Source organism: Streptomyces oceani, from assembly GCF_001751245.1.
In the GTDB taxonomy this organism is placed as follows: domain Bacteria; phylum Actinomycetota; class Actinomycetes; order Streptomycetales; family Streptomycetaceae; genus Streptomyces; species Streptomyces oceani.
In genome coordinates, this window is sequence record NZ_LJGU01000108.1 from 20671 (window position 1) to 46294 (window position 25624).

The 25624-nt window shown below is 71.1% G+C and carries 27 protein-coding genes and 1 riboswitch; of the genes, 13 read left to right on the plus strand and 14 right to left on the minus strand.

The features are described from left to right. Positions 1-52: 52 nt before the first annotated feature. The 4 genes from AN216_RS04810 to AN216_RS04825 are packed head-to-tail and all read right to left on the minus strand — an operon-like array spanning position 53 to position 4290. A complete protein-coding gene (locus AN216_RS04810; RefSeq protein WP_079166264.1) occupies positions 53-916 on the minus strand; it encodes a carbohydrate ABC transporter permease in 864 nt (287 codons plus the stop codon). Then, on the minus strand, positions 903-1871 hold the full coding sequence (locus AN216_RS04815; RefSeq protein ID WP_079166265.1) for a carbohydrate ABC transporter permease: 969 nt from the start codon (positions 1869-1871) through the stop codon (positions 903-905). Before AN216_RS04815 ends, AN216_RS04810 begins: the two co-directional genes overlap by 14 nt. After that, complete coding sequence (locus AN216_RS04820; protein WP_070195333.1) at positions 1868-3199, minus strand: ABC transporter substrate-binding protein; 1332 nt, start codon at positions 3197-3199, stop codon at positions 1868-1870. Before AN216_RS04820 ends, AN216_RS04815 begins: the two co-directional genes overlap by 4 nt. 11 nt (positions 3200-3210) lie before the next feature. Next, positions 3211-4290, minus strand: a complete 1080-nt coding sequence (locus tag AN216_RS04825; protein WP_070195334.1) for a glycoside hydrolase family 172 protein — start codon at positions 4288-4290, stop codon at positions 3211-3213. Between the two features lie 188 nt (positions 4291-4478). On the opposite strand from AN216_RS04825, the gene AN216_RS04830 reads away from it, so the two are divergent. The 3 genes from AN216_RS04830 to AN216_RS04840 are packed head-to-tail and all read left to right on the plus strand — an operon-like array spanning position 4479 to position 6274. Beyond that, positions 4479-5486 (plus strand): LacI family DNA-binding transcriptional regulator, encoded by a 1008-nt coding sequence (locus AN216_RS04830; protein WP_070195335.1) that lies wholly within the window; start codon positions 4479-4481, stop codon positions 5484-5486. A 45-nt stretch (positions 5487-5531) separates the two neighbouring features. Continuing rightward, the gene (locus AN216_RS29570; protein ID WP_212732670.1) at positions 5532-5879 is read left to right on the plus strand and encodes a hypothetical protein; all 348 of its coding nucleotides are present in this window, start codon (positions 5532-5534) and stop codon (positions 5877-5879) included. Continuing rightward, the gene (locus tag AN216_RS04840) at positions 5855-6274 is read left to right on the plus strand and encodes a PIN domain-containing protein (RefSeq protein WP_070195337.1); all 420 of its coding nucleotides are present in this window, start codon (positions 5855-5857) and stop codon (positions 6272-6274) included. The genes AN216_RS29570 and AN216_RS04840 overlap by 25 nt, the downstream gene beginning before the upstream one ends. Before the next feature lie 31 nt (positions 6275-6305). Here AN216_RS04840 and AN216_RS04845 read toward each other — a convergent pair whose 3' ends face one another. After that, positions 6306-7007, minus strand: coding sequence for a copper homeostasis protein CutC (locus AN216_RS04845; protein ID WP_070195387.1), 702 nt, complete (start codon positions 7005-7007; stop codon positions 6306-6308). A 58-nt stretch (positions 7008-7065) separates the two neighbouring features. On the opposite strand from AN216_RS04845, the gene AN216_RS04850 reads away from it, so the two are divergent. From AN216_RS04850 to AN216_RS04860, 3 genes are all read left to right on the plus strand, one after another. Then, the gene (locus AN216_RS04850) at positions 7066-7701 is read left to right on the plus strand and encodes an HD domain-containing protein (RefSeq protein ID WP_070195338.1); all 636 of its coding nucleotides are present in this window, start codon (positions 7066-7068) and stop codon (positions 7699-7701) included. A 240-nt stretch (positions 7702-7941) separates the two neighbouring features. Continuing rightward, positions 7942-8505, plus strand: coding sequence for a TIGR03086 family metal-binding protein (locus tag AN216_RS04855; RefSeq protein ID WP_070195339.1), 564 nt, complete (start codon positions 7942-7944; stop codon positions 8503-8505). Positions 8506-8706: 201 nt separating this feature from the next. Beyond that, positions 8707-10020 carry a Cmx/CmrA family chloramphenicol efflux MFS transporter gene (locus AN216_RS04860; protein WP_079166275.1) on the plus strand — a complete coding sequence of 438 codons (1314 nt, stop codon included), beginning with the start codon at positions 8707-8709 and terminating at the stop codon, positions 10018-10020. 101 nt (positions 10021-10121) lie between these two features. Here AN216_RS04860 and AN216_RS04865 read toward each other — a convergent pair whose 3' ends face one another. Both AN216_RS04865 and AN216_RS04870 read right to left on the minus strand, forming a co-directional pair. Continuing rightward, entirely contained in the window at positions 10122-10406 is a 285-nt protein-coding gene (locus AN216_RS04865; RefSeq protein ID WP_070195340.1) for a DUF4031 domain-containing protein, read from the minus strand. Then, positions 10403-10777, minus strand: a complete 375-nt coding sequence (locus AN216_RS04870; RefSeq protein WP_070195341.1) for a hypothetical protein — start codon at positions 10775-10777, stop codon at positions 10403-10405. The genes AN216_RS04865 and AN216_RS04870 overlap by 4 nt, the downstream gene beginning before the upstream one ends. A 97-nt stretch (positions 10778-10874) precedes the next feature. Between AN216_RS04870 and AN216_RS04875 the strand changes: the two genes are divergently transcribed. Beyond that, positions 10875-11822 (plus strand): MurR/RpiR family transcriptional regulator, encoded by a 948-nt coding sequence (locus AN216_RS04875; RefSeq protein ID WP_079166266.1) that lies wholly within the window; start codon positions 10875-10877, stop codon positions 11820-11822. 524 nt (positions 11823-12346) lie between these two features. After that, a complete protein-coding gene (murQ, locus tag AN216_RS04880) occupies positions 12347-13306 on the plus strand; it encodes an N-acetylmuramic acid 6-phosphate etherase (protein ID WP_070195342.1) in 960 nt (319 codons plus the stop codon). Between the two features lie 207 nt (positions 13307-13513). Here murQ and AN216_RS04885 read toward each other — a convergent pair whose 3' ends face one another. Further along, the gene (locus tag AN216_RS04885; RefSeq protein WP_070195343.1) at positions 13514-13960 is read right to left on the minus strand and encodes a hypothetical protein; all 447 of its coding nucleotides are present in this window, start codon (positions 13958-13960) and stop codon (positions 13514-13516) included. Positions 13961-14162: 202 nt separating this feature from the next. On the opposite strand from AN216_RS04885, the gene AN216_RS04890 reads away from it, so the two are divergent. Together AN216_RS04890 and AN216_RS04895 are read left to right on the plus strand one after the other, a co-directional pair. After that, positions 14163-15098: an ABC transporter ATP-binding protein gene (locus tag AN216_RS04890; RefSeq protein ID WP_212732671.1), complete on the plus strand. Its 936-nt coding sequence runs from the start codon at positions 14163-14165 to the stop codon at positions 15096-15098. Between the two features lie 32 nt (positions 15099-15130). Beyond that, the gene (locus AN216_RS04895) at positions 15131-15955 is read left to right on the plus strand and encodes an ABC transporter permease (protein WP_070195344.1); all 825 of its coding nucleotides are present in this window, start codon (positions 15131-15133) and stop codon (positions 15953-15955) included. A gap of 97 nt (positions 15956-16052) precedes the next feature. Here AN216_RS04895 and AN216_RS04900 read toward each other — a convergent pair whose 3' ends face one another. The 5 genes from AN216_RS04900 to thrC form a co-directional block, all read right to left on the minus strand. Next, the gene (locus AN216_RS04900) at positions 16053-16406 is read right to left on the minus strand and encodes an antibiotic biosynthesis monooxygenase family protein (RefSeq protein WP_070195345.1); all 354 of its coding nucleotides are present in this window, start codon (positions 16404-16406) and stop codon (positions 16053-16055) included. Positions 16407-16609: 203 nt separating this feature from the next. Then, entirely contained in the window at positions 16610-18235 is a 1626-nt protein-coding gene (gene groL, locus AN216_RS04905) for a chaperonin GroEL (RefSeq protein WP_070195346.1), read from the minus strand. A gap of 401 nt (positions 18236-18636) precedes the next feature. Beyond that, complete coding sequence (locus AN216_RS04910; RefSeq protein ID WP_070195347.1) at positions 18637-18840, minus strand: cold-shock protein; 204 nt, start codon at positions 18838-18840, stop codon at positions 18637-18639. Positions 18841-19296: 456 nt separating this feature from the next. Continuing rightward, positions 19297-19575 (minus strand): MoaD/ThiS family protein, encoded by a 279-nt coding sequence (locus AN216_RS04915; protein WP_070195348.1) that lies wholly within the window; start codon positions 19573-19575, stop codon positions 19297-19299. A 129-nt stretch (positions 19576-19704) separates the two neighbouring features. Continuing rightward, positions 19705-21015 carry a threonine synthase gene (gene thrC / locus AN216_RS04920; protein ID WP_070195349.1) on the minus strand — a complete coding sequence of 437 codons (1311 nt, stop codon included), beginning with the start codon at positions 21013-21015 and terminating at the stop codon, positions 19705-19707. Between the two features lie 17 nt (positions 21016-21032). Then, positions 21033-21175: riboswitch (SAM riboswitch) on the minus strand. A 208-nt stretch (positions 21176-21383) separates the two neighbouring features. Here thrC and AN216_RS04925 point away from each other — a divergent pair. Further along, entirely contained in the window at positions 21384-22448 is a 1065-nt protein-coding gene (locus AN216_RS04925; protein WP_070195350.1) for a glucosyl-3-phosphoglycerate synthase, read from the plus strand. 45 nt (positions 22449-22493) lie between these two features. On the opposite strand, the gene AN216_RS04930 is transcribed toward AN216_RS04925, so the two are convergent. Beyond that, positions 22494-22904 (minus strand): RidA family protein, encoded by a 411-nt coding sequence (locus AN216_RS04930; RefSeq protein WP_070195389.1) that lies wholly within the window; start codon positions 22902-22904, stop codon positions 22494-22496. A gap of 245 nt (positions 22905-23149) precedes the next feature. On the opposite strand from AN216_RS04930, the gene AN216_RS04935 reads away from it, so the two are divergent. After that, positions 23150-24643 (plus strand): alpha,alpha-trehalose-phosphate synthase (UDP-forming), encoded by a 1494-nt coding sequence (locus AN216_RS04935; RefSeq protein WP_070195351.1) that lies wholly within the window; start codon positions 23150-23152, stop codon positions 24641-24643. Positions 24644-24735: 92 nt separating this feature from the next. Then, positions 24736-25485, plus strand: coding sequence for a dienelactone hydrolase family protein (locus AN216_RS04940; protein ID WP_070195352.1), 750 nt, complete (start codon positions 24736-24738; stop codon positions 25483-25485). Positions 25486-25624: the final 139 nt, after the last annotated feature.

Genomic DNA, 25624 nt, shown 5'->3' on the forward strand with positions numbered 1-25624 from the left:
GTCTTGGCTGGCGTGCGGGTGCGACGGGTGAGCGGACTGTCGGGTCGCCGGGTTACTTGAGCCCGGAGGTCTTGATGGACTCGGTGATCTGTCGTTGGAAGGTGAAGAAGAGGACCAGCATCGGCAGCGCGGCCACCGCGGCGGCCGCCAGGATGTAGTTCCAGTTGGCGCCGTACTGCTGCTGGAAGGAAGCCATACCCACCTGGACCACCGTCAGGTCCGGATCGGTAGCGACGATCTGCGGCCAGATGAAGGAGTTCCAGTTGGCCAGGAAGAAGAACACCGCGAGCGCCGAGAGGATCGGCCGGGACAGCGGCAGCACGATGTTCCAGTAGACCCGCCAGTAGCCGCAGCCGTCGACGATCGCGGCCTCCTCCAACTCCCTTGGGATGCCCAGGTAGAACTGGCGCAGCAGGAAGATGCCGAAGGCGTTGAAGATGGCGGGGATGATCAGGCCCGCGTAGCTGTCCAGCATGCCCAACTGGCGCACCACCAGGAACAGGGGAATCAGCACCACCGGCGGTGTGACCAGCAGCGTGCCGAAGATCGCCATGAAGATCGGCTCGCGCCCGGGAAACCGCAGCCGGGCCAGGGCGTACGCGGCCATCGAGTGCAGCAGCAGCGACACCAGCGTGATGGTGGCGGAGACGAAGAAGCTGTTCCACAGGAACTTCATGAACGGCACTTCGGTGAAGACGTACACGAAGTTCTGGACGGTGATCTCGCTGGGGATCAGCTTGCCGTCGTTGACGGTGGCCCGGGTCTTGAAGGAGGCCGAGACCATCCACAGGATCGGGAAGGCCGCCACGGCGGCCAGCACCACGCACAGCGCGGTCAGTACGGTGCGCGGGCTGCGCAGCCGTCTGCTCAGCGGCATCCGGTTGTGCTGCGGGGAGCGCAGTTCACTGGTCGCCATCGTCGAACCTCCCACCCTTGGTGGCCTTGAACACCACCGCGGAGCACAGCACCATGATCAGTACCAGGAAGGAGCCCATCGCCGCCGCGTAGCCGTACTCGCCGAACATGAACGCCTGTTGGTAGATATAGAAGATCGCCAGCGAGGTGCCGTTGGCCGGCCCGCCGCTGGTGAGCACGAAGATGACCTCGATCCCGCCGGTGATCGCCGCGACGGTGGACATCAGCAGCACGAAGAAGCTGGTCGGGCGCAGCAGCGGCCAGGTGATGGTGCGGAAGGTGGTCCAGGGCCCGGCGCCGTCGATACGGGCCGCCTCGTAGTACTCCTGGGGGATCTCCTGGAGCCCCGCCAGGAAAATGATCATGTAGTACCCCATCATGACCCAGACCATGATGGCGATGACGGAGGCGAGCGCGAGGCTGGGTTCCCCGAGCCACGCCTTCCCCTCCAGCCCGGCCGCGCGCAGGGCCTTGTTCACCACGCCGTTCTGGGTGTCCAGCATGAACTGCCACAGCAGGCCGACGACCACCAGGCTGATGACGTACGGCATGAAGAAGAGCGTGCGGTAGATGCCGGTGCCGGGAAGCTTCTGCTTCATCAGCAGCCCCAGGCCGAGGCTCACGATGAACAGCGTGGGCACCAGCACCACCACGTAGATCCCGGTGACCTTCAGCGAGTCCCAGAAGAGCGGATCGGACATCATCCGCTCGTAGTTGCCCAGGCCCACCCACTCGTAGCTGCCGAAGCCGCTGATCTGGAAGAAGCCGAGCCCGATGGACAGCAGCATCGGGATCACGACGAAGGTCAGCAGCCCGATTCCGTCCGGGAGCAGGAACAGCGCGGCGGCGATCCGCTCCCGCTTCTTGCGGCTCATGCCCGTACGACCCGAGGGGCCGCCGGTGGACTGCCCGGACGGCGTGTCCTGTTGGCGTTCCGGCGTGGCGACGCTGCTCATACCAGATCCGCCCCCTTGTAGCTCTTGAGATACGCCTCGATGGACTGGTCCGCCCGGTCGACCGCGCCCGACACCCCGTCGCCGCCGAGCATGGTGCCCTGGATGGCGTCCGAGATGGCCTTGTAGACGGCCGGGGGATAGCGCGGTTCGGCACGTCCGGCGGGATAGATCTCGTCCTTGAACTTCTTCATGACCGGCGAGTCGTAGCCACCCTGTTCGATGCCGAGCTCCAGGGCCGTCCTGCGCGGGGCGATGTCCGTCTTGGCCTTGACGCACCAGTCGGTCATCCGCTGGATGGAGTGCTTCTCCATGGAGCCGATGGCCCAGGCGATGAACTCCGCCGCGCCGTCCGGGTCACGTCCCTGCGTGTTCGCGCCGAAGGTCCAGCCGCCGAGCCCCGTGGTGTACGAACCGCCGGACGGCACCGGGAGCTTGAAGACGCCGTACTCGAAATCGGGAGCGTAGGAGTTGAAGCTGGCCACCTGCCAGATGCCCTGCTGCCACATGCCGACGTTGCCGGCCTTGAAACCGCTGATGACGTCGTTGGCCGCGGGTGGCGTGGTGGGCGCGATACCGTGCCGCACCGCGTCCTGCCACAAGCCGAGCGCCTGCCGGGCCGCCTTGGAGTCGAAGGCGCTGTTGCCCTCCTTGTCCAGCACCTCACCGCCGCCCTGCCACATGAAGGGGTACCAGGTGAAGTTCTGGTAGTAACCGGGCTTCGTCTCGAACACCAGCCCGGCCCGGGTCGGGCTGCGCAGCTTGTCTCCCGCGTCCAGCGTCGCGTCCCAGGTGGTGGGGATGTCCCCCTCGGAGAGCCCGGCCCTCTCCCACGCCTTGACGTCGTAGAAGATCGCCAGCGGCTCGATCTCCATCGGCAGCGCGTACACCCGGCCGTCGATCGTCCGGCTCTCCAGCGAGTCCCCGAAGTCCTCGATCACCTCGGGCTTCAGGTGGTCGGTGAGGTCCTTGAGGATCCCGCCGTTGGCGTAGCGCAGGAAGTCGCCGGGGCTGACCATGAAGATGTCCGGACCGGTGCCCGCGGCGAAGGCGGTGGGCAGCTTGGCACCGTTCAGATAGATCGGCTGGGGTATGTAGGTCAGCTCGATCTGGGTCTTGTGGGTCTTGTTCCACTCGTCGACCATGGCGACGAACCAGTCGCTCTGTGCCTGGACCGCCGGGTCGGGGGAGTTCTGCGGACCGTAGAAGTTCCAGAACCGCAGCGGTCCGTCGTCGCCCTTGGCGGTGCCGCATCCGCTGAGCGCGACGCTCCCCGCCGCCGCGCCCGCGGCGCCGGCCGCGAGAAGGCTCCGCCTGCTGACGTCTCTCATGGTGCTGTCTCCTAGTCCACTTCGAGGGCGAGGAGGTCGGGGGTGGCCGGCCGCGCGGAGGTCGCCGGCGCGTCGAGGTAGAAGACCGTCATGGAGGCGATGTCGTCGCTGGTGGGGCGGTAGCGATGGGGCAGGCCGTTGCCGTTGCCCGGGCCGATGCCCAGCGACTGGACGGTGACCCGCAGGTCCTCGGAGAAGCGGATCGGGTCCTGTACGTGCCAGCGGTACATCCCGAAGCGCTGCTGGCTCACGTACAGCCCGTCCGGCTTCAGCACCTGGTTCAGCCCGAGGTACGGCGTCGTGTACTCGGTGTATCCCCGGCCCTCGATGTCGTAGTTCCAGGCGCCGCCGAAGTAGTCCTCGGTGCCGGTGCCGCAGATCGTCGGGAAGTCGGTGTCGCCGTCCAGGTAGAACTTCAGCTCGCCCTCGCCCCACCAGCCGGGACTGTTGGTGGCCCACGCGAGGTACGCGCCGACGTACTGCCCGCGACCCCGCACGCCCTCCAGCAGCGTGTGCGTCTCGCCCCACGGCACCGGATGGCTGCGGCGCCACTGGGCGTGCAGGTAGCAGGCGTCCTCGGGGACCTCGGCCAGCTCGTAGTCGATCTGGTAGTACAGCACCACGGTCTCCGCGGAGAGGTTCTCCACGGTGAAGCGGGCCCGCTCGCGGAAGGGCATCGCCCAGTACGCGTTGAAGCCGCCGTTCGGATTGGCCGCCACCGGCACGGAGGAGACCTGGCTGAAGCGGTTCCAGCCGTTGCAGAAGAAGTCGCCCAGCGGCACCTCGACCGCCGGCTCGGCGGCGCCGTCCCAGTACGCCCGCAGCAGCGTGCCGCGCCAGGCGCGGTGCGGCGCGGTGGTGCACCAGACGTGCCGTACGGTCCCGGGCCCGGCGAGGTCCGCCAGCTCGGCGGTCTCGCCGGGAGCGATCTCGATGCTCGGCGAGATCTTCCAGCCCCGGCCCAGTGCGCCCGCGGCCTGTGCGCCGGTACCCTCGGTGGCTCGGCCGCCCGCGCCCTTGGCCCCGGTGAAGTTCTCCGGGCTGACGGACCGGGTGACGGCGTCCGTACGCCTGGCCAGCTCGTCGAGCATGGTGCGCTCACTCCATCGTTTGAAATCGATTTCTTAGCAACTCGCACAGCACCCAACAACTTCACAAGGGTGGGAGACTGCCGAATTTACGGCCCCAACGGAGATCCGTCGATACTCCGTTGAAATCCATTTCACGCGAACGTAGAGTTCCCCCGGAGCGGTGTCAAGAGGTCGCGTGAAGGAGTCCGGTGGCAACGATCAGCGATGTGGCACGGGCCGCCGGGGTGTCCCCCGCGACGGTGTCACGAGTGTTCAACGGAGGCCGGGTCAGCGCTGAGCGCACCGAACGGGTCCGGCGGGTCGCGGCGGAACTCGACTTCTCCCCCAACCGGGTCGCGCGTTCCCTGCGCACCCAACGTGCCAGCGTGATCGGGCTGGTGATCCCGGACATCGAGAACCCGTTCTTCACCGCGCTCGCCCGAGGCGTCGAGGACGCCTCCCAACGCACCAACCTCTCGGTGGTGTTGTGCAACACCGACGAGGACGTCGAGAAGGAGGCGCGCTACCTCGAGGTCGCCCTCGCCGAGCAGATGGCCGGCGTCATCGTGGCCGCCGCCTCCCGCCGCCGCTCGGACTTCTCCGCCCTCGCCGAGCGCGGCATGCCGGTGGTGGCGGTCGACCGGCGGCCACGCGCGGCGATGGTGGACGCCGCCATGGTCGACAACCAGCACGGCAGCGAGGAGGCCACCGCTCACCTGCTGGAGCGCGGCTACGAACGGGTCGCCTGCATCACCGGCCCGGCCGGCGCCTCCACCTCGGAGGAACGCCTCGCCGGCTACCGCGCCGCGATGCGCGAGGCCGGCCGGCCCGACGACTGGATTCGGGCCCACATCCGGCACGCCGACTTCCGCGTCGAGGGCGGCCACGGCGCGATGAGGGAACTGCTCGCCCTGCGCACCCCGCCGGACGCGGTCTTCGCCACGAACAACCTGATGGCCGTCGGCGCCCTGCGCGCCCTGCGGGAGGCCGGCGTGGAGCCGCCCGGCTTCGGTGTCCTGTCCTTCGGCGACGTCCCCTGGGCCTCGCTCGTACGCCCGCCGCTGAGCACGGTGCAACTGCCCGCGTACGACCTGGGGGTGGCCGCAGCCGGCCTGCTGCAGGAGCGGATCGCGGGGACCGACAAGCCACTGCAGACCGTGGTGCTGCGCACCGCCCTGCACCCGCGCACGAGCACGGCGGGCCCAGACGGGGAGTAGAGCCGACACCTCAGCTTTGCTACTTCTCTTGCTACTCTGAATGGCGTGCGTACACCCCCTCCCGGCGGCAAGGACAACGACGATGTCGCCCAGAAAGTCAGCGTTTCCATGCCCTCGGAGCGCATCGCCGCGATTCGGGCACGAGCCGGCGCACGAGGCTTCTCCGCCTACGTGAGCGCCGCGGTGGAGCGCCAGCTCCAGCGGGATCTCCTCGAGGAGCTGCTGGACCGGAGCGAAGCCGAAGCCGGACCGGCACCGCAGGGCGTGGCGGACCGGGTGACCCAGGCTTTCCAGCGTGCGACCACGCTGGCTGACCTGGAGCGGGACGAGTCCACGGACTCCGGTGACGCCTCCGAGGAAGGGCAGTCGTGGCGCGGTCGCCAAGCAGGGTGAGCAGCGGCGGCATCCTCGTACTGGACAGCGAGGGGCTCGGGAAGGCCGTTCGTGCGGACCCGACGGTCACCGCGTTCATCAGAGGAGCCCAGTCCCACGACGCCGTGGTCGCGGTCAGCGATCTCACGCTCATCGAAGCCTGGCACTCCGGCATCAACATGGCCCGGTTCCGCTGGTACGTCTCGCGCCTGGTCGTGCTGCCCGTGACCGAGGAGATCAGCTGGCGCGCCATCGAGCTGCTGCGGGACGCCGGCCTGCACGGTCACAAATACGCCATCGACGCCGTGGTCGCCGCCTCCACGCTCGCCCGACCCGGCCCGCGCGTCATCCTCACCTCGGACCATGACGACATGTCCAAGCTCTGCGGCACACGCGTGCATATCGAAGAGGTGTGACCAGTATCGGGGTACGACCCGTGGCCGTGGCTCAGGCGTCCAGGGCGGCGCGCCAGGTGCGTACGGCCGCCGACCGTACGGGAGTCGACCAGCCCGACTCGCGCGCGGCACCGCCGATGTGGAAGGCGCTCACTCCGACCGCCAGCAGCTCGGGCACATGGTCCAGCCGCAGGCCGCCACCGGCCATCAGCCGCGGTTCGTAGCCGGGTTCGGCCTTGGCGCCGCGGGCGGCCTCGTCCCGCAGCACCGGCAGGCCCTCGTCCACCCCGAACGGAGAGCCGGCGGTCAGATAGGTGTCCAGACCGGCGTGCTCGGCCAGTCTCCTGCGCAGCTCCGGACGATCCACGGCGCGGTCGATCGCCCGGTGGAAGGTCCAGGAACAACCGGCCAACCGGTCGGTCAGCGCGTGGACGGCCGACAGGTCGGGCTGGCCGACCGTGTCCAGGAAGCCGAGCACGAACTCGTCGGCACCCGCCGCCCGCAACCGCCCCGCCCGCTCGCACAGCGCGTCGAGCCCCGGCGCGCCACCGGTGCCGAAGCCCGCCGCCGTACGCAGCATCACCCGCAGCGGAATCGATACGGCCGCGCGGATCTCCGCGAACGTCTCCAGGGAAGGCGTGAGCCCGTCGGCGGCCATGTCGGTGACCAGCTCAAGGCGGTCCGCTCCCCCGGCCTCGGCCGCGCGCGCGTCCTGGGCGTCGAGCGCGATAACCTCAAGGATTGGTCTAGACATGTGCTCCAGGTTGCCATACCGCCGGCGGACTGGGTAGCCGGGCCGCAGAATTGACCGTATGGCCAGCACACCTGACGATCTCCTCGCACGGTGGAACGCCCTGCTCGCCCGCGCCGGGGTGGCGGACCCCGCACCCTATGGCGCGGAGTTGCTCGCCCGCTGGGCCGAGCCGCAGCGGCACTACCACACCACCGCTCACCTGCGCGCCGTGCTGGACCGGATCGACGAACTGGCCACGGACGCCGACGACCCGGACGCCGTACGCCTCGCCGGCTGGTTCCACGACGCGGTCTACCGCCCGGAACGCAGCACGAACGAGGAACGCAGCGCCCGACTCGCCCGCCGGGCCCTGGCCCAGGCGGGGCTGGCCCCTGGGCGTACCGAGGAGGTCGTACGGCTGGTGCGGCTCACCGCGAGCCACGACCCGGCGGACGGGGACGGCAACGGCGCGGTCCTGTGCGACGCGGACCTGGCGGTTCTGGCGGGATCGCCGGAGGAGTACGCGCACTACGCCGCGGCCGTACGGCGGGAGTACGGCTTCGTGCCGGACGAGCGGTTCCGTGCCGGGCGGGCGGCGGTGCTGCGGCAACTGCTCGGGCTGCCCCGGCTGTTCCGTACCAGCGGCGGGTACCGGCGCTGGGAGCGCACCGCCCGGCACAACCTGCGCGGCGAACTGGACCTGCTGGACGCCTGAACCGCACGAATGGCCCAGGACCGCCGTACCCCGTTCCCGGTTCTGTGGGCACAGTGAGTGAGCCGAAGAGCGCGCCGGTGTTGAAAGCGACGAGACCAATTGAGCGAGCTTGCGAGCGAGTGCAGTGTCGAGGAGCGTCGACACCGGGTACGAGCGCCCGGAGGCGAACCGAGCAAAAACCAGTCGACACCGGGTACGAGCGCCCGGAGGCGAACCGAGCGCATAAGAGAAGGGAACCCGATGCAGCTGATCACCGCATTCGACACCGCATTCGGCGAGTTCGACCGGCTGGTGCACGAGGTCCGCGACGACCAGTGGCACGCTGCCACGCCCTGCGCCGACTGGAGCGTACGGGAACTGGTCAACCACCTGGTCAGTGAGCATCTGTGGGCCCCGCACCTGCTGGGCGGCGCGACCCTCGAGGATGTTGGCGACCGTTTCGACGGCGACGTGTTGGACGGCGATCCGGTACTCGCCTGGGAGCGGGCCGCGACCGCCTCCTATCCGGCCTTCCACCGGGAGGGCGCGCTGCGCGGGCCCGTACACGTCACCGGGGGCGAGGTGCCGGCCCCGGTGTACGGCTGGCAGATGACGGCGGACCTGGCCGTGCACGCCTGGGATCTGGCGCGCGGCATCGAGGCCGAGGTGATCATCCCGGACGAGCTGGCCCGGACACTCCACGAGCAGGCCGAGCCGGAGATCCCCGCCGACGGCCTCCCCGGCCTCTTCGGGCCGCCGGTGGAGGTGCCGTCATCGGCCAGCCCGCAGGACCGGTTGCTGGCGCTCCTCGGCCGGCGGCCGTAACGCGGGCCTCTGGTCGGCTGGGCCCAACCGGGACCCGCCCGTACGGAATAGGTCAGCCGCCGCCGGGAGTTCGACACTGGCGTGACTTCCGACAGCCCCATCGAGCAGACCGCCGCAGCCACCCCCGCCTCCCCGGACGCAGCCCGTACGCCTGATGCCGTGCGCGACGCCGACGCCACGAGACCGGCGGCCGGCTCCCGGATGCCCGTCGCCGTGTACGTGCTGGGGCTGTCGGTGTTCGCCCTGGGCACCTCGGAGTTCATGCTGGCCGGCCTGCTCGAACCACTCGCCCGGGACATGGGCGTCTCCATCCCGAAGGCCGGGCTGCTGATCTCGGCGTTCGCGGTCGGGATGGTGGTGGGCGCGCCGGTGCTGGCCGCCGCGACGCTGCGGCTGCCACGCCGTACGACGCTGATCGCGCTGCTGGCCGTCTTCGGGTTGGGGCAGATAGCCGGGGCGTTGGCGCCGAACTACCCGGTGCTGTTCACCTCGCGGGTGGTGAGCGCCCTGGCCTGCGCCGGCTTCTGGGCGGTGGGTGCGGCGGTGGCGGTGTCGCTGGTGCCGGTGACCGCGCGGGCCCGGGCGATGGCCGTGATGTTGGGCGGGCTGAGTGTCGCGAACATCGCGGGCGTGCCGGCGGGCGCCTTCCTGGGCCAACAGGCGGGGTGGCGCGCGGCGTTCTGGGCGGTGGCGGCGCTGTCCGCGGTCGCGCTGGTCGGGGTGGTGACCCTGGTGCCGCGTACCCGACCGGAGACCGGCGCGGAGGCGCCACGGCTGCGCCGGGAGCTGCGGATCTACGCCGACAAGCAGGTGTGGCTGGCGCTGGTGACCATCGCGTTGAACGCCGGCGCCGTCTTCGCGCTGTTCTCGTACCTCTCGCCGCTGCTGACGGACACGGCCGGGATGGCGGAGCGCTGGGTGCCGTACGTACTCGCGCTGTTCGGGCTGGGTGCGCTGGCCGGTACGGCGCTCGGCGGGCGGATCGCGGACTCGCACCTGTTCGGCACGATGTACGGAGGCATAGCGGCGTCCACGGTGGTGCTGGCGGTGCTGGCCCTGGTCGCGCACAGCGCGGTGGCGGCGGTCGTGCTGGCGTTTCTGCTGGGCGTCACCGCGTTCACCACCGGGCCGGCACTGAACGCGCGGATGTTCAACGTCGCGGGGGCGGCGCCGACCCTGGCGGGCGCGACCACCACGGCCTCGTTCAACATCGGCAACACCCTCGGGCCCTGGCTCGGCGGGCTGGCCATCAGCGCGGGCTGGGGCTATCCGGCGGTGGCCTGGGTCGGGGCCGCGATGGCCGGCGCCGCGGTACTCGCCACCCTGGTGGCGTCCCGGGTGCAGCGGGCGGCGGAGCCCACCCGGTTGGTCGCCGGTACGGCAGTACGCGGGGGCGGGCAGCACACCCGGGAGCCGGGAGCGGTCGGCGCGGCCGGCGAGCCGGTGGCGGTGTCCGGCGACGGCACGGGACGCGGGTCGGAGGCCACGGCTCCAAGCGGGGCTGAGCAAGCCTGAGCGGAATCCGGGCGGGACCGCTGGCGGCTCCGCGGGACGGTCAGCGCGCCAACGCCGGCGACCCGCGCCCGCCGTACGGGCCCGGCCGGTCCTTGGCTCTCTTACGCCCCCAGCTCACCGGCCCCCGCCCCCGCCGCCCGGCGCCGGAGCCCGGCGGCGGCCAGCCGGCGCACCAGATCCTTGCTGTCCGTACGCACCGCACCGAGCCGCACCGCCGTCGCGTACCGCTCGGACGGCACGTCGTAGTGGTCCCGGTGGAAGGCCCGGTGCGGGCAGCCGAGGGTCTCGGCGAAGGCGTGCAGTTCGGCGTACGACGTGTCGCTGATCAGGTGTGACCACACCCGGCCGTGGCCGGGCCAGTCGGGTGGGTCGATGTAGACGGTCACGGGAGTGTGTCGAGCGAGCCGAGCCGGGCCACGCTGGTCGCGGTCTTGGCGCACACCCAGTGCGGGTTCTCGCCCAGCTCCGGCTCGATCTCCAGCGCGTGCAGGTCGGCGCCGCCACACACCGGGCACAGTGGCCAACGGCCGTAGCGTTCCAGCAGTGAGTCCTGGACGTCCTGGGCGACCAGTCCGTCCACGAACGCCATGCCGTCCGGCCACTGTTCGACCCACCATCTGCGGTGTGCGACCGCTTCCTCGACCAGCGACACGACGTCCGCCTGCGCGACGTCCCCCGCGCTGAGGTCGGCCAGGATGCGTGCCCGCGCCGTATGGAGTGCCTGTTCGAGGCCCGTGGTCTCAGGTTGCTGCGTCATAGGTCAATTGCACCAAAAACCTCCCGCCGCTGATGCGCCGCACCTTCCCTACTCGTGGGTATTGACCGACCGCCGATTCCGAAAATATCTTTCTACGGTGACGAACTTGCTGAAGGAAGATTTCGCCAACCGCTCGGTCGCGGGCAGACCCGGTTCGCGCTCCGGCCCGCCCGGGCCCGGAGCACTGGCCGCGAAGGTGCGCACCATGGCGCCGTCCATGACCCGCTCCATGCAGCGGGTCGCGGAGACCGTCGCGCACGACCCGGCCGGTTGCGCGCGGTTGACGGTCACCGGACTCGCGGAGCGCACGGGCACCAGCGAGGCGACCGTCGTACGCACCTCGCGGCTGCTCGGATACCCGGGATACCGCGACCTGCGGCTGGCCCTCGCCGGACTGGCGGCGCAGCAGGAGTCCGGCGCCGCGCCAGCCGTGACCGCCGACATAGCGGTGGACGACCCGATCAGCGAGGTCGTCAGCAAGCTCGCGCACGACGAACAGCAGACGCTCGCCGACACCGCGGCCGCGCTGGACACCACCCACCTGGAAGCCGCCGTGTCTGCGCTGACCACGGCCCGCCGGGTGGACGTGTACGGCGTGGGGGCTTCCTCGCTCGTCGCGCAGGACATGACGCAGAAGCTGCTGCGCATCGGATACTCCGCCCACTCGCACCCGGACCCGCATGTCGCGGTGACGACGGCGGTGCAGTTGCAGGCCGGCGACGTCGCCCTCGCGATCACGCACTCCGGCCGCACGGTCGACGTGATAGAGCCGTTGCGGGTGGCGTTCGAGCGGGGCGCGACCACCATCGCGGTCACCGGACGGCCGGATGCCGAGGTCGGGCAGTACGCCGACCATCTGCTGACGACCTCCACCGCCCGGGAGAGCGAGCTGCGGCCGGCCGCCATGTCCAGCCGGACGAGTCAACTCCTCGTCATCGACTGCCTGTTCGTCGGGGTCGCCCAGCGGACGTACGAGACGGCCGCGCCGGCGCTGTCCGCGTCGTACGAGGCGCTGGCACACCGCCACGCGCCCCGTCAGCGCTGACCTCCGGCCGCCCACGGACCGATCCGCCCACGGATCGGGCCACGCACGGATCGAGTCCGCCGACCGAGCTGCCGGCCCGGCAGCCGCCGCCAGCGAAGCCGCCGGGTTGTCACCGGGAGAGCGGCCGTCCGACGTGCGAGTGTCCGACCGTCCGGAGGCCGACCGTCCGACTTTGCGGGCGTCCGAGCGTCCGCTGGACCTGGTGGAGCACCCGGCACGCCCCGGGCCGCTGCCGCCGCTCCGACAGACGTTCGGGTCCGGCCCGCCACGGCCGCCGGCCGTGTGTCCGCCCGCGCGCCCGACGCTCGTACGGTCGTCGACGGCATCGACCGGCCTACCCTCCACCTCGGCCGTACGCCGCCGGGCAACCGTCGGTCCTCCCGTACGGCTCGACAGCCGCCGGCCCACGGACCGCCACCCCGGGCCACACCAACCCAACCCGCCCGCCCGCCGGACCACCGCAGCGCATCGCCCGCCACTCCGGCGGCGGCATCCGCCGAACGCACCAGAAAGAGCCACCCAGCATGACCACCGCCGACTCCTCCTACGGCCGACTCCGCGCCGAACTCGACTCCCTGACCACCGAGGCGTTCCGCGACGAGCTGTCCGAGATCGACCGCCTGCCGACCCTGGACATCGCCAGGCTGATGAACGCCGAGGACGCCACGGTGCCCGCCGCGGTGGCCGCCCGACTGCCGGAGATCGCGGCCGCGATCGACGACATCGCCGAACGGATGGCCCGGGGCGGCCGGCTCGTCTACGCCGGCGCGGGAACCGCCGGACGGTTGGGCGTACTGGACGCCAGCGAGTGTCCGCCCACCTTCAACACGGAGCCCTCCGAGGTGCGGGGTCTGATCGCCGGCGGCCCCTCCGCCATGATCAGCGCCGTGGAGGGGGCGGAGGACAGCAAGGAGCTGGCCGCCGGTGACCTGGACGAGCTGCGGACCGGGCCGGACGACACGGTCGTCGGCGTCTCCGCCTCCGGTCGTACGCCGTACGCGGTCGGCGCGGTCGAACACGCTCGCGCGCTGGGCGCGTTGACCATCGGGCTGTCCTGCAACGCGGACTCGCCGCTGGCCGCCGCCGCCGAACACGGCATCGAGGTGGTGGTGGGGCCGGAACTCCTCACCGGCTCCACCAGGTTGAAGTCCGGCACCGCGCAGAAGTTGGTCCTCAACATGCTCTCCACCCTCACCATGATCCGGCTGGGCAAGACCTACGGAAACCTGATGGTCGACGTACGCGCGTCCAACGACAAGCTGCGGGCCCGCTCCCGCCGGATCGTGGCGCTGGCCACCGGCGCCGAGGACGAGGAGATCGAGCGGGCGCTCGCGGCGACCGACGGCGAGGTCAAACACGCCATCCTCACGCTGCTCGGCGAGGTGGACGGGGACACGGCCGCACGGCTGCTGACCGAGTCCCATGGTCACCTCCGGGCCGCGCTGCGGGCCGCGCGAGGCTCCGAGGGTCCGGTCGGGAGCTGACCCGGGTCGGGCCCAGGCTGTGGCCCGGATGCTCCGGGACCGACCGGACCACGACCAGACCGACCGGACCACGACCGGAAACCGTCCGGACCCGGACCGCGACCGTCCGGGAGTCGACGCCGTACGAGCCGCGGCGAGCAGCGGGCCGCCCTCCGCGCGGGACGGGCGGCCCGGTGCTTGCCGTCAGCCGGCGGCGGGAGTTCGGCCTCAGCGCACCAGCACCCGCATGGTCTCGGAGGTCACGGTCCCGTGCTTCCCGGTGACCGTACGCAGCTCGTTCACGCCCGTGACGCCCAGCTGGACGCGCAGGTCGTACGAGCCGTCCGGCCGCACCGTCGTGGCGGTGGGCAGCGTGTGCCACTCGCCCTGCCGCTTCTGTTGCAACAGCACGGTGTATCCGGCCGGCACGCTCTCGGTCTGTCCGGTCACCCGGAACTCCTGCCACTGTCCCACCACGACCTCGTCGATCCGCGCCGAGTTCACCTGGGCCCGCGGGACGTCGGCCGGAAGCGTCCTCGCGGGCGTACCGGCGTGGTGCGGCCCGCGCGGTTGCGGCGTCGCGTCCGTGGCCACGGCCACGGCGGCGCCGGAACCGAGCAGACCGACCGTCAACAGGCCGGTGAGGAGGGATCTGGAGAGAAGGCTTCGCTTCATCGGTTTCCTGTCCTGTGCGAGGGAACATTCCATGTCTTTCCATATCCAACAGCAATGAAAGCGACGAATCATCGGCCAATCGGTCGGCGTTCCCACCCTCCTCGTTCCGAGGCTCACCGCGCCCCTGGTACTCCCCACGAGGTAGGTGGGGAGCCTCTCCGTGTCGGACGCCCCGCCGCCCGGCGAGCACCACGCTGGCACCATGACCGTTCCAGTCGAGACCACCGAACTCACCAAGCGCTACGGCGAGATCCTCGCCGTGGACCGTCTGAACCTCGGCGTGCGCCCCGGCGAGGTGTACGGCTTCCTGGGACCGAACGGCGCCGGGAAGACGACCACCTTGCGCATGCTCCTCGGTCTCGTACGTCCCACCTCCGGCGGAGTGCGCCTGCTGGGCCGTTCGCCGGGCGATCTGACGGGCGTCGGCGCGCTCATCGAGTCCCCGGGCTTCTATCCGTACCTGTCCGGACGGGACAACCTGCGGGTGCTGGCCAGGCACGCCGGCGTCGGGGCCCCCCGGGTCACCGAGGTGCTGGAGACCGTGCGGCTCACGAAGCGGTCCGGCGACCGCTACGCCACCTACTCGCTCGGCATGAAACAGCGACTCGGCGTGGCCGCGGCCCTGCTCAAGGACCCACGGCTGCTGGTCCTCGACGAGCCCACCAACGGGCTCGACCCGGCGGGCATGGCCGATATGCGGGCGCTGATCCGCCGGTTGGGCGCCGCCGACTGCACGGTACTGCTCTCCAGCCATCTGCTGGGCGAGGTACAGCAGGTCTGTGACCGGGTGGGGGTGATCGCGCGGGGGCGGCTGGTCGCCGAGAACACCGTGGCCGAACTGCGCGGCGACACCGTGTTGCGGATGGTGGCGGAGCCGCTGGAGCTGGCCGCCAGCACCCGCCCGCGGACTGCTGGGGGACGCCCGGGTGCGGGTGGTCGAGGGCGGTCTCGACCTGACGGTGGAGTCGGAACGTGCCGCGGAGATCAACGGCGCGCTGGTGACCGCGGGCGTCGCGGTCAGCGAGCTTCGCCTACGGGAACGCGACCTGGAACAGGTCTTCTTCGAACTCACGGGGTCCCCAGCGACCGCGGCGAGCGCAGGGGGCGCGGGAGCCACGGAAACTCCGGAGGCTCCTGACATCACGGAAGCCATGGAAGGGGTCACCACACATGTGGGGTAGCACGGTCGCCGAACTGATCAAGCTGGTGCGTCGGCCGGCGAACTGGGGGCTGCTGGGGATCGCCGTCGCGCTGAGCCTGACCTTCGGCTACTTCATTCCGCTGGCCGGGGTGTCCGGCGCCGGGGGCGACGCCCCCAACAGCGACCGTGGCCTGGACGCCATCCTGCCGGACCAGCTGGTCGGCAACTCCCTGGGCGGGTTGCCGGTGTTCCTCGGTGCCATCCTTCTCGTCGTCGGGGCCCTGGCGCTGGGCGGCGAGTACGGCTGGGGCACCTGGAAGACCGTACTGACCCAGCAGCCTTCCCGACTGATCGTCCTCGCTGGGAAGTTGTGCGCGCTGGCCGGCAGCGCGCTGGTCTTCGTACTGACGATGTTCGGCACGGGGGCGCTCACCAGCTGGGCGATCGCTCTCGCCAAGGACGCGCCCGTCGTGTGGCCGTCCGCCACGGACCTGGCCGCCGGCCTGGGCGCGGGCTGGCTGATCGCCCTGATGTGGGTCTCGCTGGGGGCGCTGCTGGCGATCGTGCTGCGTGGGCTGGCCCTGCCGATCGGGCTGGGGCTGGTGTGGCTGTTGGTGGTGCAGAACCTCGTGATCTCACTGGCCGCGCCGCTGCTGGACTGGGTCGACATGGCACGACAGGGCCTGCCCGGGGCCAACGCAGGCTCGTTGGCCGCCTCGCTCGGCGCCTCCGGCAGTACGCCCGGAGTGGGCGAGTTCGCCGGTTCCGGACAGGCGACGCTGGTCGTCGCCGGCTACCTGTGCGCCTTCGTGGGCCTGGGCGCGTGGCTGCTGAGCCGGCGCGACGTGCTGTAGGGGTCGCGGTCCGCGAGGTCCCGTGCCGGGCGTCGGGACGGGACCTCGCGGACCGTTGGCCGGCGGGGCGCCCGGGTCGCCGCTGGCGACCGTCGGCCTACTCGGTCACCCGCGGCCCGACCTCGCGCACGACCGTGTACGTGGGGCTTCCGCTCATGCGCGGCTCCGCCGTACCGGAGAGCCCCGCCAGCGCCCGCTCGATGGCCGCCATCCGACCGTCGGTGTCGGAGGTCTCGACGAAGCGACGGTAGTCGGCCTCGCTCTCCCAACGCACGATGTTGTACACCCGGGTGCCATCCGTACTCACGTGGAACCGGGCCGAGAGATAGCCGGGGTGGAAGTTCACCCACTGCTCCTGTATCTCGGCGAAAGCACGTACGAGCTCGGTCTGGGTCTCCGGGCCGTCCACGGTGTAGTCAATGATCGAGTAGAAGCAGCTGTCTGTGGCCATGTCATCCGTCCAGTCTTCCGGTCATGCGGGTGGAGTGATCTCCGCACAGGAGTCTGGAGCTTCAACAGGACTTCAGGTCAAGCGTGTTCGAGTCGGCGGCGCCACGCTCCCGAAAGGAGCGGCGCGGGCCTGGCACGACGAAAGGGCGGCCCCCGACTGGGAGCCGCCCTTCGACGGATACGGCGGAGCCGCTGATCCGAGGATCAGAAGCCCATGTCGCCCATGCCGCCGGTCGGGTCCGGCGCGCCGGCGGCGGCCTTCTCCGGCTTGTCCGCGATGACGGCCTCGGTGGTGAGGAAGAGCGCCGCGATCGAGGCGGCGTTCTGCAGGGCGGAACGCGTCACCTTGGCCGGGTCGTTGATGCCCTCGGCGAGCATGTCGCCGTACTCGCCGGTGGCGGCGTTCAGGCCGTGCCCGGTGGCGAGGTTGCGCACCTTCTCCGTGACGACGCCGCCCTCGAGACCGGCGTTCACCGCGATCTGCTTGAGCGGGGCCTCCAGGGCGAGCTTCACGGCCTGTGCGCCGGTGGCCTCGTCGCCCTCCAGCTCCAGCTTGTCGAAGACGCTGGACGCCTGCAGCAGGGCGACGCCACCGCCGGCGACGATGCCCTCCTCGACGGCGGCCTTGGCGTTCCGCACCGCGTCCTCGATGCGGTGCTTGCGCTCCTTCAGCTCCACCTCGGTGGCGGCACCGGCCTTGATGACGGCCACGCCGCCGGCCAGCTTCGCGAGCCGCTCCTGCAGCTTCTCGCGGTCGTAGTCCGAGTCGGAGTTCTCGATCTCCGCACGGATCTGGCTGACGCGGCCCTGCACCTGGTCGGTGTCGCCGGCGCCGTCCACGATCGTGGTCTCGTCCTTGGTGATGACGACCTTGCGGGCGCGGCCGAGGAGTTCGAGGCCGGCGTTCTCCAGCTTGAGGCCGACCTCCTCGGAGATGACCTGACCACCGGTGAGGATGGCGATGTCGCCGAGCATGGCCTTGCGACGGTCACCGAAGCCCGGGGCCTTGACGGCGACAGACTTGAAGGTGCCCCGGATCTTGTTCACGACGAGCGTGGACAGCGCCTCGCCCTCGACGTCCTCGGAGATGATCAGCAGCGGCTTGCCGGACTGCATGACCTTCTCCAGCAGCGGAAGGAGGTCCTTCACGTTGCTGATCTTGGAGTTGACGATGAGGATGTAGGGGTCCTCGAGCTCCGCTTCCATCCGCTCCATGTCGGTGGCGAAGTAAGCCGAGATGTAGCCCTTGTCGAAGCGCATGCCCTCGGTGAGCTCCAGCTCGAGCCCGAAGGTCTGCGACTCCTCGACGGTGATGACGCCTTCCTTGCCGACCTTGTCCATCGCCTCGGCGATCAGCTCGCCGATCTGGTTGTCGCCGGCGGAGATGGAGGCGGTGGAGGCGATCTGCTCCTTCGTCTCCACGTCCTTGGCCTGCTCCAGCAGGGCGGCGGAGACGGCCTCGGTGGCCTTCTCGATGCCGCGCTTGAGGGCCATCGGGTTGGCGCCCGCGGCGACGTTCCGCAGGCCCTCCTTGACCAGTGCCTGGGCGAGGACGGTCGCGGTCGTCGTGCCGTCACCGGCGACGTCGTCCGTCTTCTTGGCGACCTCCTTGACCAGCTCGGCGCCGATCTTCTCGTACTCGCCCTCGAGCTCGATCTCCTTCGCGATGGAGACACCGTCGTTGGTGATGGTGGGGGCGCCCCACTTCTTCTCCAGCACGACGTTACGGCCCTTGGGCCCGAGCGTGACCTTGACGGCGTCGGCGAGCTGGTTCATCCCGCGCTCGAGGCCGCGCCGAGCGTCCTCGTCGAACGCGATCATCTTGGCCATGTGAAGTGGTCCTCCCGGACGTCGGGGACCCCCGGCACGTGGTGCGAGGGGCGGATTTCTCCGGACCGAGCTGGCGCCCGCGACGGACGGCTTGCAGACTGGCGGGGGTTCGTACCCACCCGTCGGCAGACCTCACCGAACCGGTCCTTCTGTCACTCTCACTGTGTGAGTGCTAACGCCCATGATTAGCACTCGACCCCTACGAGTGCAAGCGCCTGGGGACAGGAAGCACCCTCGGCGAGGATCGGTGGGAGGTTCGGCGAGGACCGTCGCGAGGTCAGGTGCGCGACGGAAGAACCAGCGGAGGTGCGGCCGTACGCGCGCACAGCGCGGGCCCGGGTCCACCGTGGCGATCGGTGGACCCGGGCCCGCGTCCAGCTGACTGTCTTCCGGTCGGCGCTTCAGCCGGCCACGCGGACCATGTCCGCCTGTGGCCCCTTCTGACCCTGCGAGATCTCGAACTCGACCCGCTGACCTTCATCCAGGGTGCGGTAGCCGTCCATCTGGATCGCGCTGTAGTGGACGAACACGTCCGCACCACCGTCGACCGCGATGAAGCCGTAACCCTTCTCCGCGTTGAACCACTTGACGGTGCCCTGAGCCATGCCTAACTCCCCTATTACTGGCCCTGCGCGAGCACGCACTTCGCGAGCCCGGGTCAGACCTCACCCCCGATAATCCGGGGGCGTGCGCCGGAACGCGTCGACCGCCGCTGAATGTATCTGCCCGAACGCCGTGCGCAACAGGTCATTTCGACGAAAATTCCAGCCGGGAGATTTACCCAATAACCCTCAATATTCCTGCAAATCAGGGCAATCCACATGGGGCGTAAGGTGCGAAGCCGGCAATCCCGGCGGTAATCCGAACACGCGTAATCCGATGGCGTGGCGCCACGGCATATGCGGTGGGGTGGTCGCCTCCCACCCTACTCTCTTCCTAAACATGAATTTGCCGCGGCCGAGCCCGGCTCCGCCGTACCCCCGGACCCCGGCCCGGACACGACGGTGCCCGGCCGCGCGGCTCCACACCCCGCGGCCGGGCACCAGGACCGTACGAGCGCCTCAACAGCCCCCGGCCACCGCCGGGATGATCGAGACACCCGCGCCGTCCGGCGTGGGTGTCTCCAGCCCCTGCTCGAAGCGGACATCGTCGTCGTTCACGTAGACGTTCACGAACCGGCGCAGCTTGCCGGTGTCGTCCAACACCCGCGGGCCGATGCCGGTGTGGTTCCGCTCCAGATCGGCCAGCACCTCGGAGAGCGTGCCGCCCTCGGCCGTGACCTCGCTCTCGCCTCCGGTGTACGTACGCAGGATGGTCGGAATGCGGACCTTGACGCTCATGCGGAATTGCACCTTCCGTAAGTAGTTCCGTGCCTTCGGGAATCGCGGAGTCCGGCAGCCCCGGACTCGGGACCGACCGCCTGTCCCAGGCTCTGTCTCAAGGGATCAAGGGATCAAGGGATCACGAACTCAGGACGCCAGTCCGGCGGCCCGGAAGGCGTCCAGGCTGGGGCGGATGGTCGCGGTCGGTCCGGTGGTGGGCGCGACCGCGTCCAGGGTCTTGAGCCCGTCGCCGGTGTTCAGCACCACGGTGCTCAGAGAGGGGTCCAGCTCGCCACTCTCCAGCAGCTTCCGGGTCACCCCCACCGTCACGCCGCCGGCCGTCTCCGCGAAGATGCCCTCCGTACGGGCCAGTTGCTTGATCGCGTCGACGATCTGCGCGTCCGTCACGTCCTCCACCGAACCGCCCGTGCGCCGGGCGATGTCCAGGACGTACGGCCCGTCCGCCGGGTTTCCGATGGCCAGCGACTTGGCGATGGTGTCCGGCTTGACGGGGCGTACGACCTCGTGGCCCTCCTTGTAGGCGCGCGATACCGGCGAGCAGCCCGCCGCCTGCGCCCCGAATATCCGGTACGGCCGGTCCTCCACCAGGCCGACCGCGATCAGCTCCTTCAGCCCCTTGTCGATCTTGGTGAGCTGGGAGCCGGAGGCGATCGGCACCACCAGCTGGTCCGGCAGCCGCCAGCCGAGCTGCTCGCAGATCTCGTACGCCAGGGTCTTGGAGCCCTCGGCGTAGTACGGCCGCAGGTTGACGTTGACGAAGCCCCAGCCCTCGCCCAGCGGGTCGCCGATCAGCTCCGAGCAGAACCGGTTCACCTCGTCGTAGTTGCCCTCGATGCCGACCAGCTCGCCGCCGTAGACGGCCGCCATCACCACCTTGCCCTGCTCCAGGTCGTGCGGGATGAAGACGCAGGAGCGGAAACCGGCCCGGGCGGCGGCGGCCCCGACCGCGCCGGCGAGGTTGCCGGTGGAGGAGCAGGAGAGCGTGGTGAAGCCGAAGGCGTGCGCGGCCTCCACCGCGATGGCGACGACCCGGTCCTTGAAGGAGTGCGTCGGGTTCCCGGAGTCGTCCTTGATGTGCAGCGAGCCGGTGACGCCCAGCTCGCGCGCGAGGTTGTCCGCCTTGACCAGCTGGGTGAAGCCGGGGTTGGTGCCGGGCCGGTCTGTGACGTCGGCCGGCACGGGCAGCAGCGGGGCGTACCGCCAGATGCTGTTCGGCCCGGCCGCGATCCGCGCCCGCAGCGCCTCTGGGTCGCCACCCGGCAGCTCGTACGCGATCTCCAACGGGCCGAAACACTCCGCGCAGGCGAAGACCGGCCCGAGGGGGAGGCGCTCGCCGCACTCCCGGCAGGACAGCGCGACGGCGGGGCCGAGCGAGACACCCGCGGTCGAGTCCGTCGGGGCGGTGGGCTGGGAGGTCCCGGTGGTTTGCACAGCCATGAAGGCGAGGTCCTTTCTCCTCATCTTCCTCGTGACGTATCTCGCCACGAGACGGACTTGGCACCTTCCCGAACTGGGGACCCCGCCACGGAACGCAGGACCAGCCGGAGGGTTGCCGGGGCTTCTTCGGGCCGTATCCCTCTGCCCCTCTGGATGAGCGGTGTGAAGTTGTCGTGGGCACTCGGGCGCCGGGACGTGTCCGTGGCTGTCGAGTGCCCGCCGCGGGCCGACCCCGACATGCGGTGGCCGGCCTCGTTGTTCAAGACTGTAACCGAAGGCCGGGATCGCCAGCAGTGGCGTCCGAACGGCGAGATGGGTGGCGCGGGCCGTCGGTGTGCCGCGTCGGCGAGCGGGTGTAGGGAGCGTACGTGCTGGACGAGGTCGGCCACTGGCTGGAGAACCGCTCGTGGAGCGCCGCCGATCGCCCCCTCGGCGCGCTGCTCACGGCGAAGCGGGCCGGCGGCGACTCCGCGGCCGTGCCGCCGCGCGGCGGCACGAGCGTCAGCGTCGTACTGCCCGCGCTGAACGAGGAGGCCACCGTCGGCGAGATCGTCTCGGTGATCCGCCGAGAACTGATGTCCCCGGCCGTGCCGCTGGTCGACGAGCTGCTGGTGCTCGACTCCGGCTCCACGGACCGTACGGTCGAGGTGGCCGCCGAGGCGGGGGCGCGGGTCGTACGCCGCGACCAGGTGCTGCCGCGGCTGCCGGCCCTGCCGGGCAAGGGCGAGGTGTTGTGGCGCTCGCTGCTGGTGACCGGCGGCGACATCGTGTGCTTCGTGGACGCGGATCTGCGGGACTTCTCCGCGGACTTCGTCTCCGGGACCGTCGGCCCGCTGCTGACCGAGCCCGGTCTACAGCTCGTCAAGGGCACGTACGACCGCCCGCTCGGCGACCGCCCGCAGGACGGCGGCCGGGTCACCGAACTGGTCGCCCGGCCGCTGCTCAACCTGCACTGGCCCCGGCTCGCCGGTTTCGTACAGCCGCTCGGCGGGGAGTACGCGGCCCGCCGCACGCTGCTGGAGCGGCTGCCGTTCCCGGTCGGCTACGGCGTGGAGCTGGGGCTGCTGGTGGACGCGTTGCACACGGTCGGGCTGGACGCGCTGGCCCAGGTCGACCTCGGCGTGCGCCGGCATCGGCACCAGGACGGGCAGGCGCTCGGGCGGATGGCGGCGACGATCTACCGCACGGCGCAGGCGCGGCTCTCCCGCGGGCAGCTCGTACGGCCGGAGCTGGTGCAGTTCGAGCGGATCGCCGGCGCCGAGCGGGGCGCGGGCGATCCACTCGGCGCCGGCGGATACGACCCCGGGAGCCCCGGTCTCGGCGGCGAGGCTTCCGGGGCCGGGTTCCGGGCGCGTACGCACCCGGTGGACACCGAGGAGCGTCCGCCGATGCGGGAGATACCGGAGTACACCGCCCGCCGCCGAGCCGCCTGAACGGGCGGGCGGGACCGAAGGCGGACGGCGGGCGGGACCGGTGGCTCAGCCCACCACCGCGACCGACTCCACCTCCACCAACTGGTCGTCATAGCCCAGGACGGCGACCCCGAGCAGCGTGCTCGGCGGGTCGTGGTCGTGCTCCGCGAAGGCGTCCCGGATCACCTCCCAGGCCGTGACCAGGTCCGCCTGCCGGGAGGAGGCGACGTAGACCGTGGTCTTCGCCACATCCGCCAGCCCGGCGCCGGCACCGGCCAGCGCGGTCACCAGGTTGGCCATCACCTGCCGGGCCTGGCCCGCGTAGTCGCCGACCGCGACGGTCGCGCCGTCCCGGTCGAGCGGGCAGGCGCCGGCGGTGAAGACGGTGCGGGGCGGCGCGGTGACCGCGGCGGCGTAGGCGTACTCGGCGACGTCCGAGAGCTGGTCGTTCCGGATCAGTTGCACGCTGTTGCTCATGAGGCCCTTCGGAGTTCGCGGTGGCTGTTCGCTGTGTCCCGGCTCGCGGTACGCCAGCTGTCCGGGCCAGCCCAGCACGGCCACCGCCCGCGTGGCCAGGCGTTTTCCGGCGCGTACGGCCCAGGGCGGCGCGTACGATCCGGGCGGCGCGTACGGCACCGGTGCGAGCGCCGGGGGCGCGGGCGTTGGGGCGTGCGCCGGAGCGTGCAGCGGCGCGTACGCCGGAGTCCGACTACGCTCAAGGGATGGCCGCTGAACGTTCCGCACAGGTGCTCATCGCGTCCAACCGGGGCCCCGTCGCCCACTCCTTCACCGACGGCGGGGCGCTGCTGGCCCGGCGCGGCGGTGGCGGACTCGTGTCCGGACTGAGCGCCCTCGGCCCGGAGGCCGGCGCCGTCTGGACGTGTGCCGCGCTCGGCGACGCCGACCGGGAGGCGGCCGGGCGGGCCGGGCCGCGACTCGACCCACAGGACACCGGCGGGCAGGCCGTACGCATGCTGGACATTCCGGCGGAGGTCCTCGACGACGCGTACGCAGGCGTCGCGAACTCCGTGCTGTGGTTCGTCCACCACCTGCTCTACCAGACGCCACTGGAGCCGGCGTTCGGCGCCGACTTCGCGCGGCAGTGGGAGGCGTACGAGACGTACAACGCCACCTTCGCCGAGGCGCTCGCCCAGGAGGCGGCCGAGGGCGCGGCCGTGCTGGTGCAGGACTACCACCTCACGCTCGTCCCGGCGCTGCTCCGGGAGCGCCGTCCCGACCTGCGGATCGGCCACTTCTCGCATACGCCCTGGGCGCCCCCGGACTACTACCGGCTGCTCCCGGACGACACCGCCACGGCCGTGCTACGCGGCATCCTGGGCGCCGACCGGGCGGCCTTCCTCACCCGGCGCTGGGCGGCGGCCTTCGCGGCCTGCTGCGCCGAGGTGCTCGGCGCGGAGGTCACCCCTTCCCCGGACGCTCCGGACCCGTCGAACCCCTCGGACGCTCCGGAGGACGTGTTCCGGATTCGGCACGCCGGCCGCACCACCCGGATCGGCGTGCACGGCCTGGGCGCGGACGGGGAGTTCCTTCGCGAGCGCGCCCACCGGGCGGACGTCACCGACCGGTTGTCCCGGCTGCGCGCCGAGATCGGAGGCGACGAGCGCCGCACGATCGTACGGGTGGATCGCACCGAGCTGTCCAAGAACATCGTGCGGGGACTGGAGGCGTACCGCTGCCTGCTCACCGAGTGGCCCGAGTGGCGCGGGCGGGTGGTGCACCTGGCGCTGGCCTACCCCTCCCGCCAGGACCTGACCGTCTACCGGGACTACACCGCCGAGGTCGGCCGGGTGGCGGAGCGGATCAACGCGGACTTCGGCACCCCGGACTGGACCCCCGTCGTGCTGCACGTCCAGGACGATTTCGCACGCTCCCTGGCCGCGTACCGGCTCGCGGACGTCGCGCTGGTCAACCCGATCCGGGACGGCATGAACCTGGTGGCCAAGGAGGTGCCGGTGGTCTCGGACGCCGGATGCGCGCTGGTGCTCTCCCGAGAGGCGGGCGCCCACGTGGAGTTGGCCGGGGACGCGCTCACGGTCAACCCGTACGACGTACGGGCCACCGCGCGGGCGCTGCACGAGGGGCTGGTGATGGGTCCGGAGGTGCGTACGGCCCGCACGGAAAGGCTGGCGGCGGCGGCGACCGCGCTGCCGCCGAGCGAGTGGTTCCTGGCCCAACTGCGCGCCCTGGGCGGCTGAGCGACGCTCGGTCAGAGCCGCTCGTCCGCTCGGTCCGGGCGCTCGGCGGACGCCCTTGTGCGTCCGCCCGGAGCGCGCGAGGATGATCACCGATGCCCACCGAGAATCTGCGTATCCCCACCCCGGACGGCCACGCCGACGCCTTCGCCGCCTTCCCGGACCGCGAGGAGCGGCACCCGGGAGTGCTGTTGTACACCGACATCTTCGGCGTGCGGTCCGAGTTGCGGGAGCGGGCCCACGAGCTGGCGGACCACGGGTACTACGTGCTCGTCCCCAACCTCTTCCACCGGCACGGTCCGGCACCGGTGGTCGAACTCCCCGAGCACATCGGCGAGGACGTCCGTCCCGAGCTCGTCGGCCGGCTGCTGCCCCGGATCGAGGAGCACACCACCGCACGCGTCCTGCGCGACGCCGACGCCTATCTCGACTTCCTCACCACCCGGCCCGAGGTCGGCGCCGGGCCGGTCGGGGTGCTCGGCTACTGCGTGGGCGCCGCGCTCGCTCTGCGCACCGCGACCGCCCACCCCGACCGGGTGGCGGCCGTCGCCGGTTTCCATCCGGGCTTCCTGGTCACCGACGCCGCCGACAGCCCCCACCGGCTCGTGCACCAGCTCACCGCCCGGGCCCACTTCGGCCTCGCCGAGGGCGACCTGTCGGCCGAGGACCGCGAGGAACTCGTCCGGGCCCTGGACGCCGCGGGCGTCGACCACACCGTCGAGACCTATCCCGGCGCCATCCACGGCTTCACCATGTCCGACACCGACGCCTTCGACCCCGCCGCGCTCCAGCGGCACTGGGACCGGCTGCTCCCACTGCTGGACCGTGCCCTGACGCACGACTGAGGCTCGGGCTGGGGTTTCGGCTGGGGCTCCGGGCTCCGGGCTCCGGGCTCCAGCTCCGTCTCGGGCTCCGCCTCCGGCGCGGGCGGCGCCCGCCCGCGCTCGTACCACCGCCGCTCAGCCCGCCGGCGGCGTCACCGCG